The 12,497-nt window shown below is 54.5% G+C and carries 12 protein-coding genes; 1 reads left to right on the top strand and 11 read right to left on the bottom strand.

Annotated elements, in window-relative coordinates; translation table 11 throughout:
• Positions 1-193: 193 nt before the first annotated feature.
• The 6 genes from fabG to VEB01_RS16785 all read right to left on the bottom strand — a co-directional run bounded on the left by fabG (position 194) and on the right by VEB01_RS16785 (position 4,801).
• Positions 194-931 (bottom strand): 3-oxoacyl-ACP reductase FabG, encoded by a 738-nt coding sequence (gene fabG, locus VEB01_RS16810; protein ID WP_324877430.1) that lies wholly within the window; start codon positions 929-931, stop codon positions 194-196.
• Positions 928-1,884, bottom strand: a complete 957-nt coding sequence (gene fabD / locus VEB01_RS16805) for an ACP S-malonyltransferase (RefSeq protein WP_324877428.1) — start codon at positions 1,882-1,884, stop codon at positions 928-930. The genes fabG and fabD overlap by 4 nt, the downstream gene beginning before the upstream one ends.
• A 9-nt stretch (positions 1,885-1,893) precedes the next feature.
• On the bottom strand, positions 1,894-2,859 hold the full coding sequence (locus VEB01_RS16800; protein WP_324877426.1) for a beta-ketoacyl-ACP synthase III: 966 nt from the start codon (positions 2,857-2,859) through the stop codon (positions 1,894-1,896).
• Positions 2,856-3,884, bottom strand: coding sequence for a phosphate acyltransferase PlsX (gene plsX / locus VEB01_RS16795; protein ID WP_324877424.1), 1,029 nt, complete (start codon positions 3,882-3,884; stop codon positions 2,856-2,858). Before plsX ends, VEB01_RS16800 begins: the two co-directional genes overlap by 4 nt.
• Positions 3,885-3,979: 95 nt before the next feature.
• Positions 3,980-4,171: a 50S ribosomal protein L32 gene (rpmF, locus tag VEB01_RS16790; protein WP_324877422.1), complete on the bottom strand. Its 192-nt coding sequence runs from the start codon at positions 4,169-4,171 to the stop codon at positions 3,980-3,982.
• Between the two features lie 12 nt (positions 4,172-4,183).
• Positions 4,184-4,801, bottom strand: a complete 618-nt coding sequence (locus tag VEB01_RS16785; RefSeq protein WP_324877420.1) for a YceD family protein — start codon at positions 4,799-4,801, stop codon at positions 4,184-4,186.
• Here VEB01_RS16785 and VEB01_RS16780 point away from each other — a divergent pair.
• The gene (locus tag VEB01_RS16780; protein ID WP_324877418.1) at positions 4,770-5,348 is read left to right on the top strand and encodes a Maf family protein; all 579 of its coding nucleotides are present in this window, start codon (positions 4,770-4,772) and stop codon (positions 5,346-5,348) included. The genes VEB01_RS16785 and VEB01_RS16780 overlap by 32 nt on opposite strands.
• A 1-nt stretch (position 5,349) precedes the next feature.
• Here the strand turns inward: VEB01_RS16780 and VEB01_RS16775 are convergent, their stop codons facing one another.
• The 5 genes from VEB01_RS16775 to VEB01_RS16755 all read right to left on the bottom strand — a co-directional run.
• Complete coding sequence (locus VEB01_RS16775) at positions 5,350-6,219, bottom strand: HDOD domain-containing protein (protein ID WP_324877416.1); 870 nt, start codon at positions 6,217-6,219, stop codon at positions 5,350-5,352.
• The gene (locus VEB01_RS16770) at positions 6,219-6,833 is read right to left on the bottom strand and encodes a lytic transglycosylase domain-containing protein (RefSeq protein WP_324877414.1); all 615 of its coding nucleotides are present in this window, start codon (positions 6,831-6,833) and stop codon (positions 6,219-6,221) included. Before VEB01_RS16770 ends, VEB01_RS16775 begins: the two co-directional genes overlap by 1 nt.
• A 106-nt stretch (positions 6,834-6,939) precedes the next feature.
• The gene (gene purT / locus VEB01_RS16765) at positions 6,940-8,136 is read right to left on the bottom strand and encodes a formate-dependent phosphoribosylglycinamide formyltransferase (protein ID WP_324877413.1); all 1,197 of its coding nucleotides are present in this window, start codon (positions 8,134-8,136) and stop codon (positions 6,940-6,942) included.
• Between the two features lie 159 nt (positions 8,137-8,295).
• Positions 8,296-12,198 (bottom strand): ATP-dependent RNA helicase HrpA, encoded by a 3,903-nt coding sequence (gene hrpA, locus VEB01_RS16760; RefSeq protein WP_324877411.1) that lies wholly within the window; start codon positions 12,196-12,198, stop codon positions 8,296-8,298.
• A gap of 172 nt (positions 12,199-12,370) precedes the next feature.
• On the bottom strand, positions 12,371-12,497 hold a 127-nt coding region (locus tag VEB01_RS16755), incomplete at its 5' end, for a transposase (protein WP_414675399.1).

Here is a 12,497-nt window from a genome sequence, read left to right as displayed (position 1 = left end):
GCTCAGCCACGATCTTCTTAACACGCTCTGCTACATCACTCATCGTTTTATATCCTCAGCTGTTTTCTCTAGTTTTAGTGAGTCGGGAAATTTTAATTTGAAACCGGGTGAATACAAGACTTTTCTCTAAAAACGATGCTTCGGTTGCTTAATTTCTTAAGCAATAAGCATGCTCCCTGGATAAGGCACAGGATCATGCCATGTGCATACCGCCGTTTACATGTAAGGTTTCGCCCGTGATATACGCGGCGTCATCCGAACATAAAAAGGCCACGACACCCGCCACCTCGTCGGCAGATCCCAATCTCGCCAAAGGAATATTATCCAGTAACGCCTTCCGGCTTTCCTCGGGCAGCGCGCGTGTCATGTCGGTATCGATGAACCCTGGCGCCACGGCATTGACGGTGATATTCCGCGATCCGACTTCTCTGGCGAGGGATTTGGTGAAACCGATGATTCCGGCCTTGGCCGCCGCATAATTGGTCTGCCCTGCATTTCCCATCGCCCCGACGACGGAGGTGATGTTGACCATGCGTCCCTCTCGGGCTTTCATCATTCCGCGCAGGGCGGCTTTACACGTACGGTAAACGGACGACAGATTTGTCCGGATGATGTCATCCCATTCCTCGTCTTTCATCCGCATAAGCAGGTTGTCTCGTGTTATTCCGGCATTATTTACCAGAATAAGCGGGGCTCCGAACTCTTCGTTTACAGCCTTGAAGAATTGCTCGACCGAATCGGCCTCGGATACATCCAGCACCATGCCCTTGCCCCGGAATCCGCCTTCGGTCAGTGCCGAGGAGATTGCATTAGCACCGGACTCACTGGTCGCCGTCCCTATGACAGTATGGCCATCCCTCGCCAGACGCAGAGCTATGGCTCGCCCGATACCACGGCTGGCTCCGGTTACAACAGCGATTGTAGACGTCATTGAACAAGCTCCAAAGCTTTAACTAAAGAATTCGAGTCAAAAATCGCTTCGGTTCTGCACTCCGAGACAATTCGCTTATTCAGACCGCTCAGAACTCGTCCGGGACCGCATTCGACAAAACGACTGACGCCCTGTTGAGACATGAATAGGATAGAGTCAGCCCAGCGAACGGGGCTGTGCAACTGTTTTTCCAAAACGGCTCGAATCACTTCGGGAGCCGGATGGGACGCCACGTCCACATTATGCAGCACAGCAATCTGGGGGGTTTCGACAGCCGTGCCCGTCAGAATTTCCCTGAATTTCTCAGCGGCGCTCATCATCAGTGGACAATGAGATGGTACGCTGACCGGTAAAAGGACCGCCCGCTTGGCACCCTCCGCTTTCCCAAGCTCGATACCCCGCACCACGGCAGGCTTATGACCGGCGATTACGATTTGCCCGGGAGCATTGAAATTAGCAGGCGCCACAACTTCCGCCTCGGTCGACGCCCTGCTGCAGACATCTACGACTTGGGAGTCGCTCAATCCTAAAATGGCCGCCATCGCTCCGGTGTCGGGAGGTACCGTATCCTGCATCAATCGCCCGCGCTCGGCGACAAGCCGAAGCGCATCTTCAAAAATCAAGGCACCAGAACAAACCAGGGCCGCATATTCGCCCAAGCTATGGCCGGCCATCCAACCCGGTCTTACCGAGGTTTGTTTAGTCCATACTCGCCAGACTGCAACATCGGCGGCCAACATAGCAGGCTGGGTAAACCGCGTCAGGTTAAGTCTTTCTTCCGGACCGCTCCGCACTAAATCCCACAAATCGTAGCCAAGCACTCCCGAGGCGGCCTGAAAGGTAGACTCAACCTCGGCATGAACCTTAGCCAACTCTGACAACATCCCCACGGACTGGGACCCTTGTCCCGGAAAAATAAATGCCAAACCGTCGTCGACGAGATTTGTAGACACGAATCCCCCCTAGTACCGGATCAGGGCTGAGCCCCACGCAAAACCACCGCCAAAAGCCTCCATCAAAACCATATGGCCCCGCTGGATCCGGCTATCCCGAATTGCTTCGTTCAAAGCGAGCGGTACCGAAGCCGCTGATGTGTTGCCTTGATTTTCGATGGTCATCACCACGCGATCCATCGGCATGTGCAGCTTTTTTGCCGTGGCGGCAATGATGCGTATATTGGCTTGATGAGGTACGAGCCAGTGGATATCCGATTTCTGCAAATTATTAGCGGCCAGAGTCTCGTCTACGATGCGCCCCAAGGTATTGACTGCAATTTTGAATACCTCGTTACCCTGCATTTTCAAGAATCGGTCATCTTCCTCACCGCTCCCCCCGCCATTCAGATTAGGGACGTACAGCAAATCCTGATATTGTCCATCGGAATGGATATGCGTGCTCAGAATTCCCGGCTCATCCGCCGCTTCGAGTACGACGGCTCCGGCGCCGTCGCCGAAAAGAATGCAGGTTCCGCGATCTGACCAATCGACGATACGCGAGTTTACCTCGCTACCTACCACGAGGACCCGCTGGGTGGTCCCCGCCCTGATATACTGATCGGCAATACTGAGTGCGTAAATGAATCCTGAGCACGCCGCCTGAACATCAAACGCTGCACAATCGCGGATAGCTAGCCGCTGCTGCAGTATGCAAGCGGTACTTGGAAAAACTCGATCCGGCGTACACGTTGCAACGATAATGAGATCGATCGTTCCCGGTTCGATCTGTGCCGCCTCCAACGCCTGGCGAGCGGCGCGCTCCGCCATGCTGGAGGCCGTCTCATTTTTTCCTGCGATACAACGCTGGCGAATGCCGGTCCGTTCGATAATCCAAGCATCTGACGTATCGACGGTTTGAGCGATTTGTTCGTTGGTGAGAATAGTTTCAGGGAGATAGCCGCCGGTTCCGAGAATCCGAGAGTACCGTCTCACGCGGTCTTCCTCTCAGCGAAAATTTCCGTTACACGCTCGCCGATACGAGTCGGGACAGCCTTTTCAACCTCCTTAACCGCGATACCGATGGCATTGGCGAATGCCAAACGATCTGCGTTGCCATGACTCTTAATTACGATGCCGCGCAATCCCAAAAAGCTGGCTCCGTTGTAGCGCCGAGGATCGAACTGTTTTTTGAAGGATTGAAGCACTGACATAGCCATCAAACCGGCCAACTTGGTGAGCAGATTCTTGCCGAAAGCTTGTTTAATTGAGTGGTTTATCATTTTGGCAAGCCCCTCGCTGGATTTAAGCGCTACATTGCCGACGAAGCCGTCGGTCACGACGATGTCCACGTTTCCTGAATAGAGATCGTTACCTTCCACATACCCGATAAAATTGATGTGGGTACCGGCCAGCAGCTTCGCGGCGCCTTTGACCTGTTCGTTGCCCTTGATGTCCTCTTCGCCGATATTCAGCAGCCCGACCCTCGGATGCTCTTTATCCTCCACGGCCCGCACGAGCTCGTAGCCCATCACGGCGAATTGACAGAGATGCTCGGCTGAGCAATCCACATTAGCTCCAAGATCCAGTACGTGCGTATGACCGGTCATGGACGGCACGGTCGAAATAATGGCCGGACGATCGATACCAGGTATAGTCTTGAGAACAAACTTTGCGATCGCCATCAAGGCTCCGGTGTTTCCGGCACTCACACAAGCATCGGCGACACCCTCTTTGACCAAATTGATGGCAACGCGCATGGACGAGTCTTTCTTATTGCGGAGAGCCTTTGCGGGAGATTCATGCATTTCCACCGTCTCGGAGGCGTGATGAATGCTGATCCGGCCTCCGAATCGTGTTAATGCGGCACCCAAATACTGGCGCAACACAGCTTCGTCACCCACAAAAATCAGATTTAAGTGAGGATTGCTTTCGGCACTGTCCAGAGCCGCCGGAACGATCACGGCGGGACCGTGATCGCCGCCCATAGCATCCAAAGCAATGGTCGGCTTCTTACTCATAGTTATTGTTCAGTTGATCGAGCCGCAAATCCGGCAAAAATGATAACAAGAAGCCGCAGCGATTCCGGCTCCCTGTCTCGACCTAAATATCAAAGTTATTCTTCGCTCGATTCTTCTTTGTTGGCGATCACCTTACGCCCACGATAATACCCGTCAGGACTAACGTGGTGCCGAAGATGAGTCTCGCCGGTGGTAGGCTCAATCGAAAGCGCATTGGCTTTCAGAGCATCGTGCGAACGACGCATATCCCGTTTAGAACGAGTTTTACGATTTTGTTGTACGGCCATTTAAAAGCTCCTTTATCGAATAGTTTTCAGTTGCGCCAACACGGCGAAAGGATTCTCACGGGAGTCCACGGCAGTTTCTGCCTTAGGCGAAACACAATGGGAATGTTGAGGAATCGATGGAATTGCCAGCAGCAATTCGTCCTGCACAATATCCGCCAAATCGATTACACCCGTTTCATCAAGAAGCAAGGGCTCAAGCGGCTCGGACAGCAGATTACCTTCATTGATGGAGCTCACGATGCCCAGATGCACTTCGCTGTGCACCGGCCAATCCAACGGCTCCAGGCAACACTGGCATTCCAGCTTGAGATCGGCTTCCACCCACCCAGAAACGACTGTACTCCTGCCTTCTTTTTTAAATTCCAGCTCAACTTTTACCTTACTTTCGCCATTCAACACTATGTCCCGTATACGGTCCATCTTGCTCAAAGGCATTGATCCGGCAATCCGTCGCTTCTTTTCCGCGAACTCTAATGGATCAATCAAATCCGGCAAATGATCGAGCATAATCCCGCAATGATATCGAGAAATGACAAAAGCTGTCAAAATCGCTTCTTCTTGATTTTGACCATCTAACTGTTCATTCGAATCCAACGTTGTGACAAAAATTGTTTTGGCCTCTGGTTCCATCTACCGTCAAGACCTATTGAGAAAGCTGGGACTCAGTTTCGACGCCGTTTCCCCTGGGATTACGGAAACGCCTGAAGCCGACGAGGCACCGGATCGTCTAGCGTTACGGCTAGCCAAGGAAAAGGCCGCTGCTGTGGCGCATCGCTTTCCCGACAGCCTGATAATCGGTTCCGATCAGGTAGCTGTCCTAAGCGGAAAGCAGTTAACCAAACCGATGACCCGTGATAACACGGTTCGGCAACTTCGGGCGGCTTCCGGCCGATGCGTTACTTTTTACACCGCTGTATGCGTTCTAAAAACCTCCACGGGAGAAATGAAAGCCGATATCGACCGCTGTTTGGTCCACTTTCGAAAATTAACCGATCGGGAAATTGAGCGTTATGTCGATCGAGAACAGCCTTTCGACTGTGCCGGGGGATTTAAGTCCGAAGGTTTGGGTATCGTACTATTTGAAAGGTTCGAAGGCGAAGACCCTAATGCGCTGATTGGGCTTCCACTCATACGGCTCGCCCGCCTGCTCGAAAGCTTCGGGATGGCGGTGATCTGAATCAATGCCTCACATGAGCATCCGGAATAAACAAAGCTGCCGTATCGCTGAATTTTTCAGCGACATCGGACATCACACTTAGGATTTGGGACTCTTCCAAACGTGTAGCAGCAGTGACCTCATCCGGAATCGCCGCAAGCACCTCTTCAACTGGAAAGCCGAGCAGCGATACGGTTTTCAGCTGATTGGCGAGGTATAAGAGGCTGGCCTCCAAGCGATAATCCTCAGCCTGTTCGGGATCCAAATGCCAACGAATCGATTCCCGCAAAGCGGGTGGCACTTTCCAGGCTTTGGCCAATTCTGCGCCGATCTCGGCATAGGTAAAACCAAGCAGGTCCTTTTCCAACCCTGGAATCAAACGATCATCCCCTGCCGCAGCCAAAAGGATTTCCCGCGCCTCATCCGGCAAACGTATGTAGATAATCAGCGCACCGATTCGATGCAGCAGTCCGGCGACGAACAAGCGTTCGCTGTGCAATACCGAGGCTTCCTTTGCCAGCAGACGCGCGATCTCACCACAATAGAGACTGTTCAACCAGAAATCGGTCATATTGACCAAACAAGTCGGGATTTTGCGAAATCCCTGAATCACAGAGGTTGTCAACGCCAAGCTGTAAAGCATGTCAACGCCGACTAGTCCAACCGCACGCGAAATGGTATCGATACGTCCCGAGAAACCGTAATAAGGACTATTGACTATTTTCAGCAAACGCGCGGTAAGAGCGGGATCCTGACCAATCGCCTCGGCCACCTCCCCTGCCGTAAAGTTCTCACGTCCAAGGATTGTTGAAATTCGCGCGACAGCGGCCGGCGGGGATGCCAATTGCGGCGCACCTATTACCAGGGTTTCCGGCGTTTCAGTTACAAGCATCAGTTAAAACGATTGTAGTAATTGAGAACCCGAGCTACGTATTGCTGGGTTTCTTGAAAGGGAGGCACCTTATTTCCGTACTTGATGACGTTATTCTCTCCGGCATTGTAGGCCGCCACGGCCAACCGAACATCGGATTGAAACATACCGATCAGTTCGCTCAGGTATTTCGCGCCTCCCTCTATGTTTTCGCCCGGATCGTAGCGGTCACGAACACCATAGCGCGCAGCGGTTTCCGGCATGAGCTGCATCAGGCCGACAGCGCCTTTATTGGACACTGCCTCAGGGTTATAAGAGGATTCGGCCCGGATGACGGCGTGCAGCAAGGCCGGATCAAGACTGTACTTGCTTGCTGCCGCATCGATCAAGGACGCAAATTGCCGGCGATTTTTCTCGGAAAATCCGGATCCGGACGGCCATTTTTTCGAGGGCGAATAGAATAAAAATGCCGCAGGCGTCTTGATAATCCGTTGATAACCCGAGTGTCTCGGATTATCCGTGTAGAAAACGTGTCCGGCGCTATCCACGTATTTGTAAACATCAGTACTGGCCACGCCCGGAAAAAGAAAGGACAGAAAAGCCAACGAGCGTCTTATTTTAGATGGTCTGAACATCGTCTTTCCGTTTGTCGATGCGTTGGGGATCAACAGACGGAAAGTTTTGCACGAATCTGTTTTTTTGCAACTCAACGACTCTCTCATTCCTTAACCGCTGGAGGATCTAACCCGCTAAGGGCTTGATTAATCCTGCCGCTTTTTTCGCCCGCTCGCGGGCTTCGTCGATAGAGTTACCGGCGGCTAAAGCCACTCCGACTCGCCGGCGCGGGTAGGAAATCGGCTTGCCGAACAATCGGATTTCGGTCTCCGGGATGGCAAGTGCCTCGTCAACACCCTCAAAAGCGATGCCCTCGCCCTCAAGCTGGCCGTAAATCACGGCGCTGGCACCCGGATTGCGGAGTCTTGTCGAAACGGGAAGTCCCAGTATGGCTCGAGCATGCAACTCGAATTCGCTCTGCGCCTGGGTAATCATAGTTACCATGCCCGTGTCGTGCGGCCTAGGACTGACTTCGCTGAACCAAACCCGATCGCCTTTGACGAACAATTCCACGCCGAAAAGACCGCGACCACCCAAATTATCCGTCACGGCTTTGGCGATACGCTTCGCCTCGCTTCGCGCGGTTTCGCTCATAGGTTGCGGCTGCCAACTCTCCACGTAATCCCCTAGTTCCTGCCGATGCCCGATGGGTTCGCAAAAATAGGTCTCCTCTCCACCTCGGCCATTATTGGCACGCACTGTAAGCAAGGTAATTTCATAGTCGAAGTCGATGCTGCCCTCCACGATGACTTTAGTATCCTTGACCCGACCTCCCGATTGCGCGTATTCCCAAGCTTTTTCCAGATCGGCGTCACTCCGCAGCAACGACTGCCCTTTACCCGAAGACGACATCACGGGCTTGACAAAGCAAGGATAACCGACAATTTGAACAGCTTTCCTCAGCGAATCCAAAGAATCGGCAAAAACGTAGGGCGAGGTGGGCAAACCTAGCTCTTCCGCGGCCAGGCGACGAATTCCCTCCCGATTCATGGTCAAGCTAACCGCGCGCGCCGTGGGGACCACAACCGCCCCACCGGCCTGTTCGATCTCGGCCAAAGCTGCCGTGGCGATCGCCTCGATCTCTGGCACAATGATGTGCGGTTTTTCCATCTCCACCAGCCGTTTCACGCCTTCTCCATCATTCATATCGATCACATGGGCACAGTGCGACACGTGCTGGGCAGGCGCATTGGGATAACGGTCCACCGCTACGACTTCGACGCCGTAGCGTTGCAAGGCAATGGCGATTTCTTTGCCGAGTTCGCCGCTACCAAGAAGCATGACGCGGGTGGCGCTACGTGTCAGTGCGGTACCGATTTTCATGATTGACTCCTCTCGATGGGCAATTGACCCAATTCAATATGCGTTCATTTATTAAAACCGTTCTCCCCTGTTCGAATCACAGCCATTGGATATGCCTCAAGGCCCGCGAAGAAACTTGGTACATCGTCCGAAGCGGAACAATGCTTTGGGTCTAAAATCTCACATCCGATACCCCTGTAATTTCCATGCCTCTTCCAGCCGCTTCGCCGACACCGGATACGGCGTCTTGAGCACCTGGGCGAAGAGGGAGACGCGGAATTCCTCGAGATTCCAGCGATAGGCCTCGCGCTCCGGGGATAAACGTCCCTTAGCCGCTCTGACGACGTTCCAGTAACGCAGCCAAAAGGGGGCAAGTTCGTTATATTGCTTCTGATCGCGAAGTGAGTCTTGGGCGGCTTTTTCCAGACGGTGCAGTATTGCCTTGAGATAACGAGGGACTTCCCTAATTTGCGCATATGGGGTCGTAACCCAGAACCCCGCATAAGCAAGCAAGTCTAATTGCTCCTGTATATCCTGTTTGGCGGGACCGGCCGGACGAACCTTCAGCTTGGCCTGGACTTCGCCGTACAACTGGAGCACGGTTTGCGCGGTCCTAGCCATTTCGTCGGCCTTGAGCACCAGTTCGGTCCGGTGGGCCTTGAGCCGGGCCTCGAATTGCTGGGCGCCGCGGATGTCCGGCTGCCCTTCTAAGAACAACGCGCCCATCAGCCGGTCCAATAGGTCTTCCCGCAAGTCGCGGCCGGGTTTCAGCTCGGGATAAAGGAAGGGGTGATTCGGGAGTTGCCTATACAGAAGCTCGGCCTGGGCGTTCACCGCCAAATTCTTTTTCAGATACTTCAACTCCTTCGCCAAAACCAGCCGGAACAAACGCGCCAACCCTAGCTCCTGCTGCCGCGCCGCTTCCTCCGGAGTATCGAATACCCGCACACCCACCGTCTCTCCCTCGTCGACCACCGCCGGGAAACCATAGATCGTCTGGCCGTCGTGTTGGCCGTCGAAACATTGGGGCAGATCGCCGAAAGTCCAACTTTTGCAGCCAGTATGGAGATATGCCTGACGGGCCAGTTGCTGGAAGTTCTTGCCGGCATCCGCCGAATGGCGGGCCTTGAGCTCGCTCAGATCACGAGAGCGATCGACGACGGCATTGAATTCGTCCACTACGGCGAAATTCATGCGGAGATGCGCCGGAAGCACATCCTCCCGGAAGGAATCCGGCGATACGGCAATGCCACCGGTTTTCTTTAGCGCCGAGGAAACCTGGGCGTAAAGCGAACCCCGTCCGATATCCAGCATCGGCAATACCCGAGCGGCGTGATCCGGAACCGGTACGAAATGGATGCGCAAGGTCTTCGGCAGGGATTTGATAAGGGCCACGATCTTCTCTCGCAAGAGCCCGGGAACCAGCCATCGAAACGGCTCGGGGTCAAGCTGATTCAGGAGATGCAGCGGCACAATAGCGGTCACACCGTCGTCCTCATGCCCTGGCTCGAAGCGGTACTGCAACTGGAAACGCAAAGGACCTGACTGGAAGTGGTCGGGGAAATTCTTGGCGTCGAGCGAGGCGTCTTCTTTGGCAGTGATGTCCGCCCGACTCAGCTTCAGGATATCGGGCTTGCGTGCTTCCGCCGCCTTGCGCCAGCGTTCAAAAGTGACGCCGTTCACCACGTCCTGCGGGATGCGCTCATCGAAATAGCGGAATAGCCAATCTTCATCCACCAGGAGGTCGGCACGCCGGCCTTTCTGCTGAAGATAATCCGCCTCTTCTAAAAGCTTTAGGTTGTGCAGGAAGAATGGTGCCTTGCTGTCGTAATCCATTTGTACCAGGGCCGAGCGGATGAACATCTCCCGCGCCGCCAGAGGGTTGACCTTTTCGTAGGGAATCTTGCGCCCCGCCTGGATAACGAGCCCGAATAGCGTAGTGCGCTCGTGTACCGCCGCCCGCCCCGCCTTGCGTTCCCAGTGCGGATCATAATGCTGCTGCTTGACGAGATGTGTACCCACCTTCTCGATCCAGTCCGGCTCGATTTTGGCCACGGTCCGGGCGTAGACCTTGGTGGTTTCCACCTGTTCCGCGGATATAATCCACTTGGGTTTGGACTTGAACAGGAATGAGCCGGGATGGATAAACAGCTTGGCGCCCCGCGCTCCCACGTACTCGTTCTGCTCCTGCTTGAGGCTGACGTTCGACAAAAGGCCGGACAGCAGGGCGCGATGGATTTCGCCGTATTCGCCCGGCGCCTGATTCAACTTCAGTTCCAGCTCGCCTTTTACTACGTCCATGATTTGGCCGTGGATGTCGTGCCATTCCGTCATCCTGACATAGGACAGGAAACCGTCCCGGCACCATTGGCGCAGCTTGGCTTTTGACAAATGCTTCTTCTGCTCCTCAAACTCGTTCCACAGCTTGAGGAAAGACAGGAAATCCGAATTCTCATCGCGGAAACGGGCGTGCTTCTGGTCTGCGTACAGGGCTTGGTCGGCGGGACGCTCGCGAGGATCGGGCACGCTCAGGGCAGCGACGATGATGGCGATTTCGGTCAGACAATGCTCTTCCCTCCCGGCTAGCAGCATCCGCCCGAGCTTCGGGTCTACCGGCAACTTGGCAAGCTTGCGGCCGATATCGGTCAAGCCGCGTTTTTCGTCTAGCGCATTGATTTCCTGTAGGGTTTTGAGGCCATCGCGGATCAGCCGCTCGTCCGGCGGCTCGACGAACGGAAAACGGGAAATCTCGCCCAGACGCAGGGCGCGCATTTGCAGAATGACCGCCGCCAGGTTGGTACGGAGGATTTCCGGATCGGTGAATTCGGAGCGGTTCAGGTAATCCTGTTCGGAATACAGCCGGATGCAGATGCCAGGACCGACGCGCCCGCAGCGGCCCGAACGCTGGTTGGCGGAAGCGCGGGAAATCTTCTCGATGGGCAAGCGTTGCAGCTTGCTGCGGTGGCTATAGCGGCTGATGCGCGCGTAGCCAGTGTCGATGACCGAGCGGATGCCGGGCACGGTGAGGGAGGTCTCCGCCACATTGGTCGCCAACACGATGCGGCGCGTACCCGAAGGCTTGAACACCCGCTCCTGCTCGGACTGGGACAGGCGCGAGTACAGCGGCAGGATTTCGCATTTCGAAGGGTGGTGCTTGCGCAGCGACTCGGCGGTTTCGCGGATTTCACGTTCGCCACTCAGGAAAATCAGAATGTCTCCCGGCCGGTCCCGCCACAGTTCGTCCACGGCGTTGAGAATCGCCACTTGCTCTGCGCGATCGGTCTCGTCACCCTCCTCGACTTCCACCGGCCGGTAACAGATATCCACCGGATAGGTGCGCCCGGACACGTTGATGATGGGTGCGTTGCCAAAATGCCGGGAGAAGCGCTCGGGATCAATAGTGGCGGAGGTGATGATGAGCTTGAACTCCGGTCGCTTGGGCAGCAGCCACTTGAGATAACCAAGCAGGAAATCGATGTTGAGACTGCGTTCGTGCGCCTCGTCGATGATCAAGGTGTCGTACTGGTCCAGGAAGCGGTCGTGCTGGATTTCCGCCAGCAGAATGCCGTCGGTCATCAGCTTGATGAGACTTTCCGGCCGGGTGTGATCCTGGAAGCGAACCTTATAGCCCACGGCCTGCCCCAAGGGCTGCTTCAACTCCTCGGCGATCCGAGCGGCAACGCTACGGGCTGCGATACGGCGGGGCTGGGTGTGACCAATGTAACCGGAAACTCCACGGCCGGCTTCAAGGCAGATTTTCGGCAATTGAGTCGTTTTACCGGAGCCCGTTTCTCCGCATATCACGACTACCTGACGATTGCGAATGCTCTCGAGGATCTCATCTTTCCTTTCGACAACCGGAAGTTCTCCCGGGTAATTAAGCGCCGGAATGCTGTCCGTTCGCAGCCGTCTTTGTGCTATGGACTGGCTAATCAACTCTTCCAACGCCTGCAGCTTGTCCGTCGCAGCCTGGTTTCCACGCATTTCTGCGCGTAGATGCGAAAGCCTTTTTCCGAGGTGGTAGCGATCTTTGCGAAGGCAAAGGTCGAGCTTCCGTTCGAGTTGTTTGAAGTTATCCTGCATCGAGAGAATAGAGAAATGAAAGGTCCTGATTCCTAGTTGTTAAGACATTGCCCCTTCTTAGATAGGTCAATGCAACAAGCGCCACCGCAAATCACTAAATCGAATAACTCATAACCAATAAGGCATAAGCAACCAGCAAAAGCTAGTGTTTCAGAATGCCTAGGGCGTGTCCTCAATTGAGCCAGATAACGGCTGCAGTGAGAAAAATGGCGGCCAGAAAGTTGCAATCGGTTTTGTCATAGCGGGTAGCGATGGCGCGGAATTGCTTGAGTTTGCAGAAAAAATTCTCGATCAGGTGG

The organism is Methylocaldum sp. (assembly GCF_035627495.1).
Lineage (GTDB): Bacteria > Pseudomonadota > Gammaproteobacteria > Methylococcales > Methylococcaceae > Methylocaldum.
The sequence above is the reverse complement of the archived record's forward strand: the minus strand, read 5'-3'. Positions and strand labels throughout refer to the sequence as shown.

What these genes read in the sequence shown, in the direction of transcription:
- VEB01_RS16775 (WP_324877416.1), bottom strand. Translation starts at nt 6,219, where the DNA reads ATGCTTGTAACTGAAACGCCGGAAACCCTGGTAATAGGTGCGCCGCAA.
- purT (WP_324877413.1), bottom strand. Translation starts at nt 8,136, where the DNA reads ATGAAAATCGGTACCGCACTGACACGTAGCGCCACCCGCGTCATGCTT.
- fabG (WP_324877430.1), bottom strand. Translation starts at nt 931, where the DNA reads ATGACGTCTACAATCGCTGTTGTAACCGGAGCCAGCCGTGGTATCGGG.
- VEB01_RS16770 (WP_324877414.1), bottom strand. Translation starts at nt 6,833, where the DNA reads ATGTTCAGACCATCTAAAATAAGACGCTCGTTGGCTTTTCTGTCCTTT.
- hrpA (WP_324877411.1), bottom strand. Translation starts at nt 12,198, where the DNA reads ATGCAGGATAACTTCAAACAACTCGAACGGAAGCTCGACCTTTGCCTT.
- VEB01_RS16785 (WP_324877420.1), bottom strand. Translation starts at nt 4,801, where the DNA reads ATGGAACCAGAGGCCAAAACAATTTTTGTCACAACGTTGGATTCGAAT.
- rpmF (WP_324877422.1), bottom strand. Translation starts at nt 4,171, where the DNA reads ATGGCCGTACAACAAAATCGTAAAACTCGTTCTAAACGGGATATGCGT.
- plsX (WP_324877424.1), bottom strand. Translation starts at nt 3,884, where the DNA reads ATGAGTAAGAAGCCGACCATTGCTTTGGATGCTATGGGCGGCGATCAC.